The 19620-nt window shown below is 36.7% G+C and carries 24 protein-coding genes, 1 tRNA gene and 3 pseudogenes; 15 read left to right on the forward strand and 13 right to left on the reverse strand.

Annotation, left to right across the window (positions count from 1 at the left end; all coding sequences use genetic code 11):
* The first annotated feature begins 16 nt into the window (after positions 1 to 16).
* Both ACFINI_RS04240 and rpoH read left to right on the forward strand, forming a co-directional pair.
* Positions 17 to 1021, forward strand: coding sequence for an RluA family pseudouridine synthase (locus ACFINI_RS04240; RefSeq protein WP_375646199.1), 1005 nt, complete (start codon positions 17 to 19; stop codon positions 1019 to 1021).
* A gap of 148 nt (positions 1022 to 1169) precedes the next feature.
* A complete protein-coding gene (gene rpoH, locus ACFINI_RS04245; RefSeq protein WP_375646206.1) occupies positions 1170 to 2054 on the forward strand; it encodes an RNA polymerase sigma factor RpoH in 885 nt (294 codons plus the stop codon).
* 203 nt (positions 2055 to 2257) lie between these two features.
* Here the strand turns inward: rpoH and ACFINI_RS04250 are convergent, their stop codons facing one another.
* The 3 genes from ACFINI_RS04250 to ACFINI_RS04260 all read right to left on the reverse strand — a co-directional run bounded on the left by ACFINI_RS04250 (position 2258) and on the right by ACFINI_RS04260 (position 6752).
* Complete coding sequence (locus tag ACFINI_RS04250) at positions 2258 to 3679, reverse strand: hypothetical protein (RefSeq protein ID WP_375621123.1); 1422 nt, start codon at positions 3677 to 3679, stop codon at positions 2258 to 2260.
* A gap of 236 nt (positions 3680 to 3915) precedes the next feature.
* On the reverse strand, positions 3916 to 5205 hold the full coding sequence (locus ACFINI_RS04255) for an adenylosuccinate synthase (protein WP_375612054.1): 1290 nt from the start codon (positions 5203 to 5205) through the stop codon (positions 3916 to 3918).
* Positions 5206 to 5588: 383 nt separating this feature from the next.
* Positions 5589 to 6752, reverse strand: coding sequence for a phosphoserine transaminase (locus ACFINI_RS04260; RefSeq protein ID WP_375612053.1), 1164 nt, complete (start codon positions 6750 to 6752; stop codon positions 5589 to 5591).
* A gap of 400 nt (positions 6753 to 7152) precedes the next feature.
* Between ACFINI_RS04260 and ACFINI_RS04265 the strand changes: the two genes are divergently transcribed.
* Positions 7153 to 7228: transfer RNA gene (locus ACFINI_RS04265), tRNA-Phe, on the forward strand.
* Between the two features lie 99 nt (positions 7229 to 7327).
* On the opposite strand, the gene ACFINI_RS04270 is transcribed toward ACFINI_RS04265, so the two are convergent.
* From ACFINI_RS04270 to ACFINI_RS04300, 7 genes are all read right to left on the reverse strand, one after another.
* Entirely contained in the window at positions 7328 to 7531 is a 204-nt protein-coding gene (locus tag ACFINI_RS04270) for a helix-turn-helix transcriptional regulator (protein WP_375619679.1), read from the reverse strand.
* An 80-nt stretch (positions 7532 to 7611) separates the two neighbouring features.
* Positions 7612 to 7890 (reverse strand): hypothetical protein, encoded by a 279-nt coding sequence (locus ACFINI_RS04275; protein ID WP_375646213.1) that lies wholly within the window; start codon positions 7888 to 7890, stop codon positions 7612 to 7614.
* Positions 7887 to 8618 (reverse strand): phage antirepressor KilAC domain-containing protein, encoded by a 732-nt coding sequence (locus tag ACFINI_RS04280; RefSeq protein WP_375646218.1) that lies wholly within the window; start codon positions 8616 to 8618, stop codon positions 7887 to 7889. The genes ACFINI_RS04275 and ACFINI_RS04280 overlap by 4 nt, the downstream gene beginning before the upstream one ends.
* A gap of 356 nt (positions 8619 to 8974) precedes the next feature.
* Positions 8975 to 9703: a Rha family transcriptional regulator gene (locus ACFINI_RS04285; protein ID WP_375646224.1), complete on the reverse strand. Its 729-nt coding sequence runs from the start codon at positions 9701 to 9703 to the stop codon at positions 8975 to 8977.
* Positions 9696 to 10130, reverse strand: a complete 435-nt coding sequence (locus tag ACFINI_RS04290; protein WP_375613828.1) for an antA/AntB antirepressor family protein — start codon at positions 10128 to 10130, stop codon at positions 9696 to 9698. Before ACFINI_RS04290 ends, ACFINI_RS04285 begins: the two co-directional genes overlap by 8 nt.
* Positions 10131 to 10197: 67 nt before the next feature.
* Entirely contained in the window at positions 10198 to 10572 is a 375-nt protein-coding gene (locus ACFINI_RS04295; protein ID WP_375646229.1) for a hypothetical protein, read from the reverse strand.
* A gap of 240 nt (positions 10573 to 10812) precedes the next feature.
* Positions 10813 to 11430 (reverse strand): helix-turn-helix transcriptional regulator, encoded by a 618-nt coding sequence (locus tag ACFINI_RS04300; protein WP_375646263.1) that lies wholly within the window; start codon positions 11428 to 11430, stop codon positions 10813 to 10815.
* Positions 11431 to 11513: 83 nt separating this feature from the next.
* Between ACFINI_RS04300 and ACFINI_RS04305 the strand changes: the two genes are divergently transcribed.
* Positions 11514 to 11873, forward strand: coding sequence for a hypothetical protein (locus ACFINI_RS04305; RefSeq protein WP_375621131.1), 360 nt, complete (start codon positions 11514 to 11516; stop codon positions 11871 to 11873).
* Positions 11874 to 11945: 72 nt separating this feature from the next.
* Entirely contained in the window at positions 11946 to 12338 is a 393-nt protein-coding gene (locus ACFINI_RS04310; protein ID WP_375646232.1) for a hypothetical protein, read from the forward strand.
* Between the two features lie 8 nt (positions 12339 to 12346).
* Here the strand turns inward: ACFINI_RS04310 and ACFINI_RS04315 are convergent, their stop codons facing one another.
* Complete coding sequence (locus ACFINI_RS04315; protein WP_375646239.1) at positions 12347 to 13213, reverse strand: hypothetical protein; 867 nt, start codon at positions 13211 to 13213, stop codon at positions 12347 to 12349.
* Positions 13214 to 13251: 38 nt separating this feature from the next.
* Here ACFINI_RS04315 and ACFINI_RS04320 point away from each other — a divergent pair.
* The 6 genes and pseudogenes from ACFINI_RS04320 to ACFINI_RS04345 all read left to right on the forward strand — a co-directional run bounded on the left by ACFINI_RS04320 (position 13252) and on the right by ACFINI_RS04345 (position 16583).
* Positions 13252 to 13731, forward strand: a pseudogene (locus ACFINI_RS04320) (crossover junction endodeoxyribonuclease RuvC).
* The gene (locus tag ACFINI_RS04325) at positions 13721 to 14056 is read left to right on the forward strand and encodes a DUF1376 domain-containing protein (RefSeq protein WP_375612043.1); all 336 of its coding nucleotides are present in this window, start codon (positions 13721 to 13723) and stop codon (positions 14054 to 14056) included. The pseudogene ACFINI_RS04320 and the gene ACFINI_RS04325 overlap by 11 nt, the downstream one beginning before the upstream one ends.
* Positions 14046 to 15159, forward strand: a pseudogene (locus ACFINI_RS04330) (DUF1376 domain-containing protein). Before ACFINI_RS04325 ends, ACFINI_RS04330 begins: the two are co-directional and overlap by 11 nt.
* A complete protein-coding gene (locus tag ACFINI_RS04335) occupies positions 15143 to 15556 on the forward strand; it encodes a hypothetical protein (RefSeq protein WP_375646246.1) in 414 nt (137 codons plus the stop codon). Before ACFINI_RS04330 ends, ACFINI_RS04335 begins: the two are co-directional and overlap by 17 nt.
* Positions 15557 to 15732: 176 nt before the next feature.
* On the forward strand, positions 15733 to 16080 hold the full coding sequence (locus ACFINI_RS04340) for a hypothetical protein (RefSeq protein WP_375646251.1): 348 nt from the start codon (positions 15733 to 15735) through the stop codon (positions 16078 to 16080).
* A pseudogene (locus tag ACFINI_RS04345) lies at positions 16067 to 16583 on the forward strand (hypothetical protein). The gene ACFINI_RS04340 and the pseudogene ACFINI_RS04345 overlap by 14 nt, the downstream one beginning before the upstream one ends.
* Before the next feature lie 148 nt (positions 16584 to 16731).
* On the opposite strand, the gene ACFINI_RS04350 reads toward ACFINI_RS04345, so the two are convergent.
* Positions 16732 to 17025: a HigA family addiction module antitoxin gene (locus ACFINI_RS04350; RefSeq protein ID WP_004856691.1), complete on the reverse strand. Its 294-nt coding sequence runs from the start codon at positions 17023 to 17025 to the stop codon at positions 16732 to 16734.
* A 16-nt stretch (positions 17026 to 17041) separates the two neighbouring features.
* Positions 17042 to 17323, reverse strand: coding sequence for a type II toxin-antitoxin system RelE/ParE family toxin (locus ACFINI_RS04355; RefSeq protein WP_252619286.1), 282 nt, complete (start codon positions 17321 to 17323; stop codon positions 17042 to 17044).
* Positions 17324 to 17511: 188 nt separating this feature from the next.
* Here ACFINI_RS04355 and ssb point away from each other — a divergent pair, with 188 nt between their 5' ends.
* The 4 genes from ssb (at position 17512) to ACFINI_RS04375 (ending at position 19208) form a co-directional block, all read left to right on the forward strand.
* Positions 17512 to 17964, forward strand: coding sequence for a single-stranded DNA-binding protein (gene ssb / locus ACFINI_RS04360; protein WP_375612040.1), 453 nt, complete (start codon positions 17512 to 17514; stop codon positions 17962 to 17964).
* A 10-nt stretch (positions 17965 to 17974) separates the two neighbouring features.
* Positions 17975 to 18523, forward strand: a complete 549-nt coding sequence (locus tag ACFINI_RS04365) for a hypothetical protein (RefSeq protein WP_375612039.1) — start codon at positions 17975 to 17977, stop codon at positions 18521 to 18523.
* A 95-nt stretch (positions 18524 to 18618) separates the two neighbouring features.
* A complete protein-coding gene (locus tag ACFINI_RS04370) occupies positions 18619 to 18876 on the forward strand; it encodes an AbrB/MazE/SpoVT family DNA-binding domain-containing protein (RefSeq protein ID WP_375612038.1) in 258 nt (85 codons plus the stop codon).
* On the forward strand, positions 18876 to 19208 hold the full coding sequence (locus tag ACFINI_RS04375; protein WP_375612037.1) for a type II toxin-antitoxin system PemK/MazF family toxin: 333 nt from the start codon (positions 18876 to 18878) through the stop codon (positions 19206 to 19208). The genes ACFINI_RS04370 and ACFINI_RS04375 overlap by 1 nt, the downstream gene beginning before the upstream one ends.
* Positions 19209 to 19620: the final 412 nt, after the last annotated feature.

The raw sequence follows: 19620 nt of genomic DNA on the forward strand, positions 1-19620 counted from the left end.
ACTTAATAGGAATCGTATGGTAATACAGAAAATAACGGATGAAGGTGCTCTTGGGCAACGTCTTGATCAGTGGCTCGCAAAACAATATCATGATGTGCTCTCACGTTCGCGTTTGCAAACTCTCATCCGTGAAGGCTGTCTTAAAATTGATGGTCAATTCATAAAGGAACCAAAAACAAAATTAAAACCTAACCAAATAATTGAATTGGAAATGCCGGACCTTCGTGATGCAGAACCTAGCGCTGAAGCCATTGCATTGGACATTCTTTTTGAAGATGATCATATCATTGTTATTAACAAACCAGCTGGTCTTGTTGTTCATCCTGGGAATGGAAATTGGACCGGTACATTGGTTAATGCCCTTATTTACCACTGTGGGAATAGTTTATCTGGTATAGGTGGTGTTAAACGCCCTGGTATTGTCCATCGTCTTGATAAAAATACAAGCGGTGTTATGGTTGTTGCAAAAAACGATCTAGCTCATAAAAGTCTCAGTGCTCAATTTTCTGATCATGGACGTACCTGCGCATTAGATCGACGCTACCATGCCTTGATTTGGGGAACACCTCAGCGCAATGTCTGGACAATTGATGCATCACTTGGCCGTTCGCCCCATAACCGGACAAAGCAAGCTGTCATCCATAACCAAAACCCTTATGCTCGTCATGCTGTTACACATGTTTCTCTGCTTGAAAAATATGGCTCTCATGCAGACTCAACATCTTTTGCTAGCCTTCTGGAATGTCGCTTGGAAACTGGACGCACCCATCAAATCCGTGTTCATATGACTCATATTGGGCATCCACTCATAGGCGATACAGTTTATGGAAACGCTTTTAAAACAAAATCAAACACATTCAACTCCACTATTAGAAATGCAATCGATCAATTCAACCGACATGCACTCCATGCTGCAAGTCTTACTTTTGAACATCCTTCTACCGGTAAAGTTATGTCGTTTTCCGCACCACTGCCTCAAGATATGGCTAAACTTATTAAACTTTTTAAAAAAATGAATTGAAACTTTTCCCCTTCTCAAGATTTCACAATAAAATATCTTTTTTTGAACAAAATTGAAAAATATGCTAGAGTGAGGTTATGAGGATAGTTAGCTATCTAAAATATAGAATTTGCCTTATCAGGGAATTCAAACAAAAGGAGGGTGCTATATGGCCCATATGAATTTATTATCAGTAATGACAGGTGATGGTGGTTTAAACCGTTACTTGGAAGAAGTGCGTCGTTTTCCAATGCTTGAGCCAAAAGAAGAATATATGTTAGCTCAGCGTTACCGTGAGCATAATGATCTAAAAGCTGCGCATAAGCTAGTAACCAGCCATTTGCGTCTCGTAGCTAAAATCGCGATGGGATATCGGGGCTACGGACTTCCCATTGGGGAAGTCATTTCAGAAGGCAATGTTGGACTCATGCAAGCTGTTAAACGTTTCGAACCAGAGCGGGGTTTTCGTCTTGCGACCTATGCAATATGGTGGATTAAAGCATCAATCCAAGAATATGTATTGCGCTCTTGGAGTTTGGTGAAAATGGGGACAACAGCTAATCAAAAGCGTTTGTTTTTCAACCTTCGTAAGTTAAAAAGTAAACTTCAAGCACTTGATAGTGGCGATCTCAATGCAGAACAAGTGAAAAAAATTGCAATCCAGTTGAATGTCACAGAAGATGAAGTTGTATCAATGAATCGTAGGCTTGGTGGTGACACTTCACTCAACGCACCAATTCGAACAAAAGAAGGGGAAAACAGTGAGTTGCAAGATTGGTTGGTGGATGAATCTAACGATCAAGAACAAATTTTAATTGAAAAAAGTGAATTAGAAAATCGCCGTTCCATGCTCATAAATGCCATGGACAATCTCAATGAACGCGAAAAGCGTATATTTAAAGCGCGTCGTTTAAACGATGTACCACTAACCCTAGAAGAACTCTCTGGTGAATTTAATATTAGTCGAGAACGAGTAAGACAAATTGAAATGCGTGCATTTGAAAAAGTGCAAAACTCTATCAAAGATTCTACTTTATCTCAAAGTCAAGTATAAAACCTAGAGTTAAGTATAAAGCCAATGGTTTGCACATTCTTTAAATGTGAAAATGAAAAAAAGCATGCCTTGGCTTTATACTTGTAAATCAGCCTATAGAATTCTTTAAGTTATTGATATGTAAAGCTTTATTTAATATATTTGGTATATAATTGATAAAGACGGTCGTAGAAAATTCTTCACAGTCGTTTATTTTTTTGCATCTATGTTTTATTTTTTTGACCAAGAACTGTTAACTTATCTTGTTGTGCAAGCCATTGTCCAATAACTTCATTAAAAATAGACTTACCTGTTGGTCCTTTTGCAAAGGTTAATTCACTTATACGCCCGTTTTTATCCGTTAACACCAAACGCATCCAATCTAATTCTCGCATCAATTGTAAATTTCGATCAAGAAATGGATGATTTCCACTCAATGCGACAAGAAAAAAGTCATCGTTAATCTTTGCAGCAATGGTTCTTGTTAAAGCCTGTCCAATGGATTGTTCACTTGCTTTAAAGGTTAATGCTTGAACATTGCTTATAGCTTTACCTGAAAATTTATCAGAAAGAATAAAAACAAGGTCCATAATATATGCAGCAGGAAATGACTGATCGGTATTACGACGTAAAATTAACCGTAATGATACCCCTTCATCAGGAATTGTTATATCACCTTGTATAGTTGTTTCTTCTGGAGCCCCCTTCACTTGAGACTCTTTTATAAGCGTCCAGCGAGCACTTCCCGTTGCTATCTTTTCTGCATCATAATTTGTACGTGCTTGATAGAAAACAGCTTCACCTGATTTTTCAAGCGATTGCAAATTGCTATCAACAACTGTTGAGAGTACTTCTTCATCCGAAGAATCTATCGCTTGTTTTAAACCAACATCAATTTCACTTCCATCCTCTAATAAGCGTTGTGTTAACTTTCTCTTAATTGGAAATGCCTTTGGTACTCTGTGAGAAGCTTGAAGATTTTCTTCTAAAAACTGATGATCATTTGATACAAATACACGCTCACCAACAAAAAAAATACCAACAAGTAAAACAACAAAACTAACAACAGAAACAGCACTTATCACAATACGCCTTTGCACTAACGATTTATTAGCACGACGTAAAGCCTGAGAAAAAATGTGCGAAACAATATGCGGATTATCTTCCTGCGAAGGAGAAATCTTTAACACACTGCTATTAACATGCTGAGAAGGCACATCAGTCTCCATATTAACAGGTTCTGCATCTGGTATATCTGATACACAAAGCTCAACAAATACCTTGTTATCCTTTGAACGTGTAACAAAATCTTGCTTTCTTTTTATGTTTACCTCTGACAATTCATTATTTTTTGGTAATATAGTTTTTTTTGTATATTTCTTATCTTCATTTATATTTGTGGGATTCCACCCAATAACTGAAGAAAGCCGTTTCTTTTCAACTGCTAAATATTCTCCTTCAACAGTTGCAATAGAACTTTGAAGAATCTTTCTTTGTTCATCCGCTATTGCTTGTGGTATTTTTGCTGTTACAAATTGATGTTCTAGTGTTTCGGTAGCCCGCTTATAAATCCGCTTACGCACTTGTGGTGTAATATTATTTTGTGCATTAATTGTCTTTTTTAAGATTCCAACGAAATCTACCATTTCCTCTATAATCTCTCTTAAACTGAGAAAAAATCAATAGTAAAGCCAAAAAACTTTATTTTAGCCTTCTAAATTGGTTGCCATTTAATATTGGTACAACTATTGCAATAATGTAAAATGAATATGAAAAATAAACAATGCTATTTTGCACCTTTCTTTTACGTGCTCTTAAAAACTTTTTTGTAAAAAGATACAAAAACGAACAGAGAGCATATATAGAAATCTAAAAACAATAATCAATTAACAAAGGGATCCGTAATAAGAATAGTATCTTCACGCTCTGGACTTGTGGATAATAAAGCCACTTTTGTATTAATCAGTTCTTCAATATAGCGTATATATTTAATAGCCTGCACTGGTAAATCTTCCCACCTCAATGCATGTGCTGTTTCTTCCTTCCAACCTTCTAATGTTGCATAAATAGGCTTCACCCGATCCTGAGCTCCCATGGAAGAAGGTAAATAATCAATCCTTTTACCATCAAGCTCATAACCAATACAAATTTTTATTTCATCCAAACCATCTAAAACATCAAGTTTTGTCAATGCTATACCTTGAACACCGCAAATTGTTACCATCTGACGTACTAAGACAGCATCAAACCAACCACATCGACGCTTTCGACCCGTTACAACACCAAATTCATGTCCACGCACTCCTAGAAATTCACCAATATCATTTATCTGCTCTGTCGGGAACGGCCCTTCTCCAACGCGTGTAGTATAAGCTTTTGCAATACCCAAAACATAATGAATTGCATCAGGTCCCATCCCCGAACCTGTACATGCTTGCCCAGCAACTGTATTAGATGACGTTACATAAGGATAAGTTCCAAAATCATTATCTAATAAAGCACCTTGCGCACCTTCAAAAAGAATGTGTTTCCCTCCTCGATAACCTTCATCTAAAAGACGCCACGTACAATCCATAAAGGGCAAAATTTTATCCGCAACTTGCATCAATTCATCATAAAGTGCTCGAGAATCAATCTCTGAAACACCCATCCCACGACGCAAAGCATTATGATGCCTCAAAAGCCGCTCAATCTTAGCCATAAGTGTATCTTTTTCTGCTAAATCCATCACTCGGATAGCACGACGTCCCACCTTATCTTCATAAGCCGGTCCAATACCGCGCTTTGTTGTACCAATCTTTAAACCAGATAAACCGCTTTCTCGAATTGCATCAAGATCACGATGCAAAGAAAGAATCAAAGGAGCATTTTCAGCAATACGCAAAATTTCTGGTGTGATTTTTACACCCTGATTACATAGTTTTTTTACTTCTGCAACAAAATGATGAGGGTCAACAACAACACCATTACCAATAATTGATAACTTGCCACGCACTAAACCAGACGGTAAAAGTGATAATTTATAACTGACTCCATCAACAACCAATGTGTGGCCAGCATTATGCCCCCCCTGATATCTCACCACGATATCTGCTCGCTCAGACAACCAATCTACAATTTTACCTTTGCCTTCATCACCCCATTGTGTACCGACAACAACTACATTGGCCATAACTTTCTCCGTCGTGTTTGGTCAAAAAAACCAGCATTCAAAAACAAACTCTTCTTTATAACGAAACCTTAAAGCAAGTGCGACTCCTCATTTCAGATTTTTCTCAATCTTCAAGTGATTAAATTTTCAAATTTATGATAATAAAGATAAGCAAATACCCAAATATTTTAAATCTGTCATTTTCGCTACAAAAAGTAAAAACATTAGAGATTTTAATTTGTGCGTATCCAACACCTGACAAAGCATTCATTCCCCGTCTTAATCTTTTACAATTCATGTAATATTTAGAGGCTGTTTATCTGATACAAGAATACGAAAGATCATCATAATCTCTCGTATCCTTTTTTGTTTAAAAACACGTTGTGAAAATCACCAGTAATTATTTAAAGCTGTGCTTTTTCAACTTGGAACGCCCACTCAAGCCATTGTGTTAAAATTTCAAGATCGGAAGCCTCAATTGTTATACCCGCCCAAATTCGAAGCCCAGGAGGAGCATCGCGATACGAACCGATATCATAAGCAACCCCTTCCTCATCAAGACGCTTCACAACCGCTTTTATAAAAGATACTCGCCTTTCCGTATCCAAAGCAGTAATCACTGGATCCACAATATCTAAACAAATAGCGGTGTTAGAACGCACTTCAGGATCTTTTGCCAAATATTCTAACCATGGCGTTTTGCGAACAAAAGCATCAAGTACAGAAAAATTTTTTTCAACCCGTGCTCTTAATGCCGCTGCACCTCCTAGAGATTTTGCCCACTTCAACCCATCAAGGAAATCCTCAACACAAAGCATAGAAGGTGTATTGATGATCTTTCCTTTAAAAATATCTTCGTTCAATTTTCCATTTTTTGTCATATAGAAAAGTTGGGGCATAGGCCAAGCTGGAACATGATTCTCAAGCCTCTCAACAGCACGAGGACTTAAAATCACCATACCATGTGCAGCCTCGCCTCCCAAAACTTTCTGCCATGAAAAAGTAACAACATCTAATTTTGAAAAATCAAGATATTGCGCAAAAGCTGCCGATGTTGCATCACAAATGGTCAATCCAGCCCGCTTATGCGGAATGAAATCCGCATTAGGAATACGCACACCAGAAGTTGTCCCATTCCATGTAAAAACAACATCCCGATCAAAGTCAAGTTGTGTTAAATCTGGTATTTCACCATAAGGAGCTTCAAAACGACGCACATCAGAAAGCTTTAATTGCTCGACAACATCTTTATTCCACCCAAACCCAAAACTTTCCCACGCTGCCATATCAATGCCACGCTCACCTAATAGAGACCATAGAGCAGCCTCAACAGCACCGGTATCTGATCCTGGCATAATTCCTATACGATGATCAGAAGGAACCTCAAGAATCTCACGGGTTAAATTAACAACTTCAGCAAGTTTTAATTCTGCTTCTCTAGATCTATGTGAACGCCCAACTAATGCATTTTTAAGAACATCAAGAGTCCAACCAGGCCGTTTGCTACAAGGACCTGAAGAAAAATTAGTATTATTGGGACGATTACTTGGTTTTTGTAACATTATCATTATTTCTCCCCTTTTAGATGTTTCTCTTTCTTTATAAAGAAAAACAAATTATTATAAAGACTAATCAATAATCTTTTTAGAAAAAAGTCAAAAATGTTGTCTATTATTTCGTATGCTTAAAATTTAGGGAAACTTTATAAAAAAATCTTTCTTAATCATTCTTCTCGATTGATTCTTTTAATTTTTTTCGTATTACCACCACGATAAGACAGCATTCTAATAACAATACACTAAAGTGTCCAATATACCTATCAAATTTATTTTATGATAAAGATTCATTGATAACGCTCTAGAATAGGGAGATAAACTTATTAAAAAATCAATTATTTTTCTTTTGATGACTGGACAGAGAAAATTTTAATGTTATAACCGCAAACGCTTTATATTTTTTATGAAGCATGCCCAGATAGCTCAGTTGGTAGAGCAGCGGACTGAAAATCCGCGTGTCCGTGGTTCGAATCCGCGTCTGGGCACCACTTTTTGTTTTTAGCATATTGAAATATATAGATTTTTTCTTTAAATAACCATTTTCAGACCACCTTTTAGACCACCTTCTACAGCTTATATAATTTTATCTAATTTGTTCTTATTTGCTCCTTATTTTTCTTTGGAATGAAGGCTAAGATCTCTTTTTTTCTCCACCTCACTGCTCTCCCTAGCTTATATGGCTCCGGAAACAACCCCTGAAGCACCCAATTGCGAATCGTTGTTGTGGATACACTAAAAAGCTGTGCACACTCACGTGTCGTTACATATCTATCTCCATCATCAAATATCATCTCATTACCTTTCTCTTTTTTATGTTACTTAATCCCCTCCTCGTCCTATAGGACGAGGAGATGAAATCAATTGTTTAAAACTAAGCCGCTTTCGTGACAGGCTTCTGCAAACTCGGATCATAAGCTCGCAACAAAGAATCCATTCTATGGGGCAGCTCTGAATCTCCAAAATCCGTTAAAACTGCTAGAATCTTTGTAATATTTGGAATTTCATCTTGAAGTTTTAAAATCAAAGCTTTTTCTACTATGCTCATGATGTCAACCAAGTCACTACAGTCTTTGTCATCTACGTATTCACAATTGACAAACTGAGACAACGCTATCCACAAATCACATAAAAAGTCGATACTGGTATTCATTGCACACCCCCAAAGATTTGTTCTCTCAAACAAGCCAATCCTCTGGATGTAATTTTTGTTGAAGGGAGTACCTTTTCTGTACCATCTGGTCTTTGGATAGTGATAGCAGGACAGTCCATGAAACCTTTTTTGATTTTATCCTGATAAGGTAACAGAGGCGCCCCTGGAGCCCGTCGATACACCCAATCATGTTTACGCAAGTAATTGGTTAAGTCCTTTGGGCGCACCTCCAACATCTTCGCTGCTTCGATAAGACCGAATAAACCATCAGAGCGTTTTAAACCTTCCAAAGCTTCTGCTTTAGGCTTGAGTGTACTCACCTCATTTCTTAAGTCTTCTAATTGATTGATACTCTCTAAAAGGAGCTGTTTAATCGTAAGAGGATTTTCCAAAGCATTGGCAAGATTTATTTGTGGTGTTGCTACTTGTCTTTCCAATTCTTGCCAGCGGTCAATAATCTTTGCTCGTAAAGCAGTGCTGTAACCCGAAACAAGAATTAAACACTCACGTTTGGGAAGATTGTAGCAAGGAAGAGTACGACCTGTTGAATCTCTGTAGAATCCTGCAAATTCACTCAGCTCAATTTTGAGCTCAGTGAGTATTTGCCGAATATCCCGCATAACATTCCGATGTTCTTTACCACATAATTCTGCAATTTCACGACTCGACATAGTCTGAGTGGTAGCACTATTAGCAGTGCTTTCTTTAATTTCTATAAGTGTGTTCACTGTGAACTCCTTGGTAATAGAGGTTTTCTATTGACACTCTAAAAGAGTGCCGGGTGCTAGAAAACACGGTACCAAGTCCGTCGTCACACCTTTCCCGTGAGGGTATTGTATAGTGTAACTACACCCGACAAGACCGTTATATGCTACAGCATATAATGAGTCAAAATCTTTAATGTTCAGAAGACTGATTATTTCGGCAACCAATCCGCTTGGTATTTTAAGGTGTTTTCTAGGCACCTGATTCGACAATAGACATACTGATAGTATTTTGTCAAATAAAAAATTAAAAAATCGGCGCTTATAAACTATATCGATTTTATCAGTAAATTCGTATTTCTTTTCCATGATTGTTTCTCTTAATGCATGCTTTGTCGTTTAAGTTCTTGAGACAACACACCAATTCCTTTTGCTGTGATTTTTGCGCAAGGAATGACCTTTTCTATTCCACTTGCGGTTTGAAATGTGATGGTTGGACAATCCATAAGTTTCTTTTGGATTTTGTCTTGATAAGGAAGCAAATTTCCACCTGCTGCTCGTCTGTAAACCCAACCTTTTTGCTGTAAGAAGAGAATGAACTGTTTTGGTTGCATCTCGAGTATTTTAGCGGCTTCTGTAAGACCGAAGAGTCCATCATGGCGCTGTAAGCTTTCAAGAGCCATTACCTTTGGTTTTAAATTTGCAATAATATTATCTTTTTGTTCATTTTCATTTTTGAGATACGTTAAAACACCAAGCATAACTTGAGGACTTGAGTAGTCGATTTGTGGTATTTCTGCTTGCTTTTCTAATTCTTGCCAACGGTCTATAATCCTAGCACGTAATGTCATGCTGTAACCAGAAACTAAAATGAGGCATTCGCGTTTAGGGAGGTTGTAACAGTTTTGGGGCTTACCCTGTTTATCTAAATAGGTGGATCCAAATTTGGATTGACCCCCTTCAGGATATAATTCTCCTAACATTTGTCGAATATCACGCATAATATGCGCATGTTGCTTACCGCATAACTCTGCAATTTCACGACTAGACATCGTTTGAACTGTTGTGTTTTGAAAATTTCTTTCAGATGTTGTGATAAAATTATGCATGCTTCACTCCATTCGTTGTGACAACATTGTCATTGTGCTTGATTTGCTGTCTTAGATGTCTTAAGAAATCTTCTAATGTTTCAGGATTTGAATAATCGATTTTTGAATTTACTTTTTTTTCGCATTTCAGAAAATATTCACGCACTTGTTTACCTTTGAGACCAGGTTCACAAATGGCAATGTGTTTTGCTGTGTCTAAAGTGAGAGCATAATCTTTAAAAGGATTTCCACGTGAGGAGTTTGATAATTCTTTAGTAGAAAGTACAAAGTCGACATCTTCTCTAAAGCTAAGTTCTTTAATACAGTTTGTTATCCACTTTCTAAACTCGGTTTTTACCTCTAAAAAGGTATATAAATCACGAGCGCTAATAGTTTGAACCTTTTGATGCTGAATAATATTGTATTGAGTAGCAAGAAGCTTTTCCATTACGAACCTCATGTTGATGGGATTGATGAATGAAAGGGGGCGCTTTTAAAAGCGCCCTTTAGAATTTTTAAAGCACATCACAAGGACGCAAACGGTGTTGTTGTTCATAAGTACCGTAAATCTCATCATTATATTTTTCGTCTGCGATTTCGTCTAAAAGTTCTTGGTAAGCATCACTTTCGCGTACAAAGTCATGAACTTTACTCTCATCATGGAGATGTTCGATATTTTCTTTTATATATACTTCTGCAATTTCTTCAGAGATATCTTCACAATTATTCTCAGAAGGATTGATGCGAAAGATTTGGATTGCATCATCTGCCTCGTCAATAATTTTTAGAACTTGGCTTTCATCCAGTGGTCCCGACCGACCAATGTTTTGATCATCATCATAGACAACTAATAAGATTTCATCAGAATTTATAAGAATTGGATTTTCCATAATTTCTCCTCCCTAACGCCTCTTGGCGATTGTTTGTGCGTGGTTTATGGATATATTAGTACAATATGAATGAAATACAGTCAAGTACAAAGTGTACTATTTTTTCAAAAAAATAAAAAATGACGAATCATCGACTAATTTAAGAATCAATAAGCATGCAGTTTATTGTAGAATCAATAATCTGCTATGACTTGCTGATGGCATCTAATTGATAACTTAAATAGAGAATCTTAATTGTACTTACATGTCAAGAATAGTGCGTCGTACACGACCTATTATAGAAATGGCACCTTCAAGTTTTGGAGCTTTTATTGTTTTATCGTACGAAGCAGGCTGAAAAGGAGGATTATCATTTGGTCTATATCGCTTATATGTAGCTTGCCCAGTTTCATCTGCAATTACATAGCAGGCATTAGGTACAAGCTTTTTGTCTCGCATATTTACAAGTATTATGGAATCTGGAGGACTAATTTTATTCATGGATGCACCATCTACACGCAATGCAATCCATTCACCGGCAGGAAGATTAACAGCTTCTGTCATAGGATAATCTGAAAAATCCATTCTCCCATCTTGCTCGCTTAACTCTCCAGCACTAATCCATGAAATAAGAGGAATACTTATATTAAGACTAGGATTTTCTTGAGGAGATTCACCATATAAAATCCATCCCGGATCGACGTTAAATACTTGTCCATAGAGTTCGGCTTTTTGTCGAGAAACAGGACGATTTCCATTTTCATGACTAATTAGAGTATTTTGATTAAGAGCTGATATAGCGCGCGCAGCCTCGCTCGGTGTTGCATACCCAGCATTTTTACGCGCTATTTTAAGTCTATCTTTTGGCAAATAACTCATTCGTACATTATCCACTATTTTTTTCATTCATTGTGTACGATTTTATCTTGATTTAAAATTGTACGTAATGTACTATTTTGATCATGGTTAATAATTTTTATGTCAAAAATTTGATTGAGTCTTGGGGATCTATAGGTCAATTTGCGAAGGAAATCGGTTGTAGCTATGAAGCTGCACGTAAAATGCGCGATCGCAATAGTATTTCTCCAAAATATTGGAACATAATTATCCAATTGTCTGAATCCAAAGGTCCACCTTGGGTTACACTAGATTGGTTTCTTCATATGTATGAGAATAAATCTCATGGTGTTTCTCTTTTAATAACAGAACAAGGAAAAAGTACGATTTCTTTAACGGAGAAATTTACAACATCGGATGGGGCAATTCGTATGAATAATTCTACAGATAACAACAAACACCCACAGCATCATTCACACTCTTAAAGAAGAAAGATCATGAGAAACGGAATATTAAAGAAACTCTACACACAGTTTTGTAGATTAATAGGTTGTAATATGAAAATTGAGAATGGAGATAAGTTTGTGAAAGAATTTATACAAATACCGGATCGTGATTGTAGCATAGAAGATCTTATAAAACGACATAGAACTCATACAAAAATTCTTGCAAAACAAGAAGAATGGCATAAGTCACAATTTGATAGTTGGATGAGATGGCATGAAGCAACTCTTGCAGAGCGAGATAAGTCAATTGAACAACAGCAAGTAGTACTTGAAAACCTATCCTCTTTAATTAAGCAAAAAAATGAAACGCTATACAGCCAAAGGCTAAAGTTAGCTTCACAGATGAAAGTTATTGATGAATTAAACAATAAAATCATTGAGTTAATCAACAAAAAAGAAGAACCAAGATTGATCGATTTTATTTTTGCAGGAGAATGCTTTTAATTTTGGCATCAAAAAAACCACAAATGAGGATTATCAGCCAAAAAGGAATATTCAGGGCCAAATTCGTCATATGTATCTTTTGAGCGTGGATATGAGGCCCAAAAATGAACAGTGAATGTTTCCTCTGGGTTAACAATCGAAGTGTGGTCAAGTGTAAAATTTGCAATGTTGCGGGAATTAGGCTTACGGCAGCTAATTATGAAATCTAAAAAAGTGTAGCATTTAGCACGTATAATAAAAAAATTCAAAGCGAACTCTGATGAAGCATTTGATTTTATATTTTGGGGACATAACGCAATGAGTTTTGGAGTTGTTCTTTTAATGACGAGGTGTTCACCTGAAGTTTTAGATGGCCATCTAACGAAAGGGCAAGCATTTTTAACAAACTTAAAGGGACTTTTTTTCGATATGCGTATATTCCTTATCATTATATCTTCTCTAGTAAGATTTTTAATGCACAATTTCACCCTAACGCGTGAAGTGCCTTCATATTTTTGTGGGAAGAATACTGCCTTCAATTTCAAATATGGTCCCAAATCCCGTGCTTTTTTATCTTCTAATAGAATAGCTGTCTGGGTTTCTGATGCTATAGTTTGTCGTTGGAAGATTTTAAGTTGTTTTTTTAAGCTTCGTTGTTGTACAAAAAGTGTCACCATTCCAGTAACTATCGTAGCAATGATAGGAGCAATCGTAAGATTATCACTTATCCAGTGCAGCAAAAATACAGCACTATCATTTATCCGGTGCAATAAAAATACAACCTTATCAACTACCCATTCTTGCATCATAACTCCCCCCAATTTTTTAGAATCGCTGGGAGGATACTTTTTCATAAACATTTTTTCAAGACAAGCAATCACAACACGCTCTGTCATAGCACACATATAAATACGTAGAGCCTTAAGGGGGGATTATGATCACTAACGCACAAACCATTTTATGTCTTGATCTAGGGACTAAGACAGGCTGGGCGATACGTGGTGCGGATGGTCATATAACAAGCGATACAGAAGATTTTCAATCACGCCGTTTTGAAGGCGGTGGTATGCGTTATTTACGCTTTAAACGGTGGCTTACTGAACTAAAGAGATCTGTTGATGAAATTGATGCGGTGTATTTTGAAGAGGTGCGCCGGCATGTGGGTACAGATGCTTCTCATATTTATGGGGGCTTTCTAGCAACCTTAACAGCGTGATGTGAACATCATCAGATACCATATGAAGGCATTCCTGTTGGCACAATTAAGAAGGCGACGACAGGAAAAGGCAACGCCTCAAAAGAAGAAATGATTAAGGCGGTATGTGCAAAAGGACATGTACCTAAAGACGACAACGAAGCAGATGCTTTAGCAATTTTATATTTGATGAAAGAAGGGGATATACATGTCCAGTAAAATACCATGGACGAGACTGTTTGCCGATAAATGGGCGGTGGTCGTCGATTATTTACCTCCTGTAGAAGGTAATATCTATATGAGATTGCGATTTCGCATGCTTCGTACTGGTGAACCTCTTTTTTATAATATTAAAGTTTTAGCTCATTACACTGGTTATTCAGTAAAGAAATTTGAGACAGCATTGAATGTTTTGCTAGAAGAGGGATACATCATTCGTTTAGAAGATGGTCGTTTGTGGAGTTCACAAGTTGAGGAGGAACTCAATAACTTCAATGAAGATCTAAATAATAATAAAGAACAGGAGGGGAAATATGTCAACTAAGTTAACTTGGGTTCGTTGTTTTCCTTCTGATTGGGTATCTGATGCTAGTGGAATGACGTCGCATCAAATATCGACTTATATGATGTTGATATTGCTTAATGTATAAGAAGAGACAGCCAATTCTTGAGAATGCCTCTATATTAGCACGCATTTCTGGTTGTTCAGTAAAAGCTTTTAATAAAGCGCTAGATTTTTTATTGAGTGATGAGAAACTGATACGTTTAGAAGACGGTCGTTTATGGAGTTTACAGGTTGAAGAGGAACTCAACAACTCTAATGAGAATTTGAATAAGTTTTCAGAGAGAGCGCAGAAGGCAGCGAAGGCAAGATGGGATAAACATACAAATGATGCTTGTGATATTAAGCATGATGCTAACAGCATGCTTAAGGATGCTAAGCATGATGCTTGTGATGCTATAACAAACAATACAAACATATATAATAAAAAAACTAAAACTATCGTTTTAGCAAAAAAAGAAATTGGTTCTGAAAGTTTAGCAACAATCGATTTGGTTGACGAACCAACAGAGGTTGCTGCTGTTGAGACCACATCAGAGCAAATCGCAACCTCATCAGACAACCAACCTCCCATTCACGAGCAAGAGAACGTTCCCAAAAAAGCAAAACGAGCGCAAGCTAATCGCGGTTGTCGATTGCCAGAGGATTTCAAACCTAATTTGCAATACGCAATCGATCAAGGATTAACGCATGATGAGGCGCTGTTAGAAACCGAACGGTTCACAAATTACTGGATAGCAAACCCAGGTAAAAATGCAAACAAACGAGATTGGCAAAGGACTTGGTACAATTGGGTCACAAGCCCTATCGGAACGCTAGCAAAGAAAAAAGCAAGATTAGAACAGGAAAAACGGTTAGGTGGTTATCATGGAAAATTCACTCAGAAAACTTTCACAGAACAGCTTGCAGAAGGCTTCAACGAACTCAGAGATCATCTCTCATCTGGAGAAGATTATGGAAATGATCAGTCCGGGGTATCCATTGACGCTGAAAGCTGGGAATACATTGACGAAACAGGAGGAAGAGCAAACCTTAGATGCTTGCAATCGTCTACAAGCGTTGCTCTCTGTGAAAGCTTCAGTTAAGCAAATTGGGCAAGCTTCTTTCCTACTCTCAAGCATGAGAGTCCCTGCGAACACAGATTCCAAAGCTGTTGTCCTATCCTATAGCATGATGCTGGAACGGATTTCAGCATATGCTCTGAAAAAGGGCGTCGAAGATATCGTAACTGGTCAAGCAATTGGGATATCAAAAACATTTATGCCAACTTGTGGAGAGCTTTTAACTTATTGCCAGACACTAGAAAATACCCTTCTTTCAAAAGCCGAAAGTGTACGTAGAGCAATTGAAAACACACGTGAGAAAGCACTCAAAGAAAAAACAACAAAAGAGCATTTTCGACCACTAACGCTTGTTCACAAGCAAGAGCTTGAAGAAACTTTAAATGGTCTTGGGGGAGCAGTGAAAAACATTGCAAGTTAGCAAAATAGTGAAAAGTGCTGATCATTTTGGGATTGGATATGTATTTAAATCGATAAAAAGGCACCTTACAAAGCGATTTAAAGATTTTACGATTAAAACATATCCGCAATATAAAACGCTCTGTACGGTCAAATTTTAGGTAAATAGACCAATTGGTAAAATTATGGACTAAAAACATGAAAATATTAAAAGACCTGTTCTTAAAAAAGCGTAAACAGCCAATGCAAAAAGAGTTTGTTGCAACAGCTGTTGGTTATGTTCCTTGGGGGGATGGAGCAGAGGAGTATTTTTACAACCTCTACGAATATGAAGACGGTACAAGAGAGTGTGAAAAGTTTGATGGCGGACAGTATTATACCACACCAGAAAATGCGGATTTTAGTACCAAAGCGCAGGTGAAAGCATGGGTTTACGGTGGTGCTATTCCGAAAAGCATTCTCAATTACGAACCTCTTATAGATGAGATCAACAGAGAGATCAAAAAATTATCGAAAACCGCAGGAAATAAATATGTTTACAGATAAACAGCTAAGAGCCTTGTTTGGCATTATAACTTTTATATTTTTATGTTTTTTAGGAATTAAAAAAAAATCCCTACTTTATTCAAAGTATTTTGACATTCGCATCTGTTTCTTTGGTAATAGTCACAGCGGTTTTTGCAATTTTATGCAATTCTCATATTCCTTTTGAGTTGCAGAACAATCCAAAATACAAACGCGGGAATACAACAGGTTGGAAGACATTAACACGTGATTTACAACAGTATATGCACAGACTTTTAAAGCTAATAAGTTTAGCGCTTATCGTTTTAATTTTTCCAAATAGTTATAAAGAAACTGTTTCTTTACCTTTCATTTCTAAGTATGTGGAGTACAAGCTTTCTTTTCCATTGGATACCGTACTTTGGTACTCAGATATTGCTCTTTGGTATTCTTTTTTAGTCTGTGTATTTTTCCTTATGTTACGTACACGCAGTTTAATAAATATATCTATTTACACACTACAGTGCTCCGTTAAAAAGCTATAGTAAAATTTCCGATTTTATAAAACTGTTCAGATTACGTTGTCTCTTCTCAACGTTCGATAAAATCAACAAGAGCATAAAAAACTATCGTGGGCTGCTTGATTTTAAAGAACATGACCTCTAGGTGTGAAGAAAGATGGACTAAGTATTTTTAAAGATGCCCTACTTGCTCTAGAGGTGAAATATGTGGGATTGGGCTGTTATGCCGAGCTTGCCACAAATCATGCTTTTGTTGCAATTTAAGCCAGAATTCCGCATCATTTAAACCCGCTTTTTCTAACCGTAAAGCTAAGTTAATACTAATCGCCGCATGGCAGTTTAAGACGCGGGATAAAGTTAAACGTGCAACGCCAAGACGATTTGCAGCTTCTGTTACTGTTAACCCTAATTCATCAAGCAATTCTTCTTTCAAAATGCCGCCAGGGTGTGGAGGATTGTACATCATAATAACACCTCAAAACTCAATGGTAATCTTGATAATCAACCAGTTCAACGTCTGTCCCAATGAAACGAAAGGTAACACGCCAATTTCCATTGACACGCATTGACCAGTAACCTTTTAAATCGCCCGTAAGCGCATGTAGACGATACGATTTAAGAGTAACTTGTTCAGGCGCGGATATTGTATCTAAAATTACTAAAATGTTTGCTAATTTTTTAGCATGCGCGGGTTGTATGCCTTTGCAGACTCCTCTTTCAAAGAATAATTTCAACCCTTTATGCTTAAAACTAACGATTGCCATATATACCCTCTTGATACTTGATACTATACACCATGCATTTATGTCAATTGATTATTTATCAAAGAGCATATTAAACATAATTTTATATGTTAATAATTAATAATATATCATTGAAATAATTGAAAAAATAATAAAATTACGCTAAGATTTTTTACATATTTAAATACAAATTTAAGGTAAGAAAAAACATGCTAAACAAAGTGACATTAATCGGACGCCTTGGTGCTAATCCCGAAAGCAAAACAATGAATTCTGGAGCAGAAATAGTCAATTTTAGTATAGCGACTTCTGAGAGCTATACAGATAAAAAAACCAATCAAAAAGTAGAGAAAACAGAATGGCATTCAGTTGTGATTTTTAATCCACATTTAGCAAAAATTGCACTTCAGTATCTAAACAAAGGTTCAAAAGTTTACGTAGAAGGAAAATTACAAACGCGCAAATGGCAAAATAAAAATGGGCATGACCGTTACACAACAGAGATTGTTTTACCACAATTCAAAGGCGAGTTGTATTTGCTTGATGCGAAGAAAGAGCAATCAGCATCCCCTACCCCTTCACCCATTACTTCTCAAAATTATGCTATCGCTTCAGGTGCTCAAGATTATAGAACAGCTCTTAACAATAGCGTCCCATTCTGATTGAAAAAATATGGCTAAAAGAAAAAAACATGCAAAACGTGGTCGTCCTCGAATTAAAGGATGTATCAGAGAACCAAATGGTCGTATCTCACGGACAAAAATGCCTCATGATCCCATTGATAAGTTGGCAATAGAAATACGGGCCAAACGTTTTGGCTTGACCATAGAAGAAGCAAAAAATCCGCTTTCTGCTACTTATATCGGACGGCTTTATCTGCAAGGTGTGATTAATCAAGATCAGTATGATGCTGCACAAAAATATCTTGAAGTGAGAAATGATTATCTCTGTGCAAAAACATTGCCTAGTGCAATTTATGATAAAATGCCCTCATCTTCTAATGAAGAAGCTAGAAAAAAATGGGTTGAATTTGCAACAAAACAATTTTTGAATATGCAAGAGGTAATAAAAGAAACACAACACCTTTACAGACAGCATAATTTTTATGCTGCGCTACAGTATCTTGTTAGTGAAGATCAAGAATTACCGTACCTTGTACCTTCATTGCGAATAGTCCTTAACGCTCTCCAGAAATATTTTAACCAAAAAAATAAATGCTAAATGTTTTACTAGTATATTTATAAAAGCATCAGAAGCTCTTGAAATAGCTTTTAAAATGTTATATTTTTATATAATATTTTAGAGAGGTTGTTTTTATGCATACAACGAAATTACGTAAAGTTGGAGGGTCAGTGATGCTTTCTATACCACCTTCACTGCTTGATGTCCTTCATCTTACTGAAAATGCGCAAGTTGGTTTGACTATTGATAATGGACAATTAGTTGTGAAACCACAAACATTTCCTAATTATACTCTTGATGAATTGTTAGCCCAATGTAATCCGTCAGATGATTTTGTAGATGAGGATATAGAATGGTTTGATGCTAAACCTGTTGGTAAAGAGCTGTTGTGATGAAGCGAGGCGAAATTTGGCTAGTATCTCTTGATCCATCTTCGGGTTATGAACAAAAAGGAACGCGTCCTGTATTAATTGTATCACCGGAAGCGTTTAATCGTGTAACGAAAACACCTATTGTCTTGCCTATTACAAGCGGAGGAAATTTTGCTAGAACAGCAGGCTTTGCTGTCTCATTAATGGGAGTGGGATTACATACAACGGGCATAATACGTTGTGACCAACCACGTGCTCTTGATATTGGAGTGCGTCAGGGAAAGAAAATGGAAGCAGTTCCCCCCATGATTATGAACGAAGTCCTTGCTAAGCTAGCAACATTTCTTACGTAGTTGGTTCAAATCTTTATCTCGTGCCGTAAAACATCGTTCTTTGAAACGAGGCAAAAAGCCAAGTAAAAGATTCATTTAAATGGGATTATTATTGCATCTCTTGTTTATCTGAATACTAAGTCTAGATTTTTAGAAACAAAAAATGTACAAAATATAGATTTTTTCTCTTGACAATGTGTAAAAATTTTTATTTAATGGCTGTGCTGTCTCTAGGTGTGTTGTGTCTAAAATTCAAAAATATCCCCTAAAGTTTGGTAAAATCTTAAGCTTTCAAAAAGGATTAAGTTGCTGTTTTTATTGTTAAAACAGACTAATCTATTTTGCACATATCAAAAGCCATTCAGTAACCAATGATGTCATTAATTCATTGCCTCAAAAGGAGCGAAGATGAAAGCAATCATCACCAAGCCAA

This window comes from Bartonella sp. AA56HLJMS (assembly GCF_042197145.1).
In the GTDB taxonomy this organism is placed as follows: Bacteria; Pseudomonadota; Alphaproteobacteria; order Rhizobiales; family Rhizobiaceae; genus Bartonella.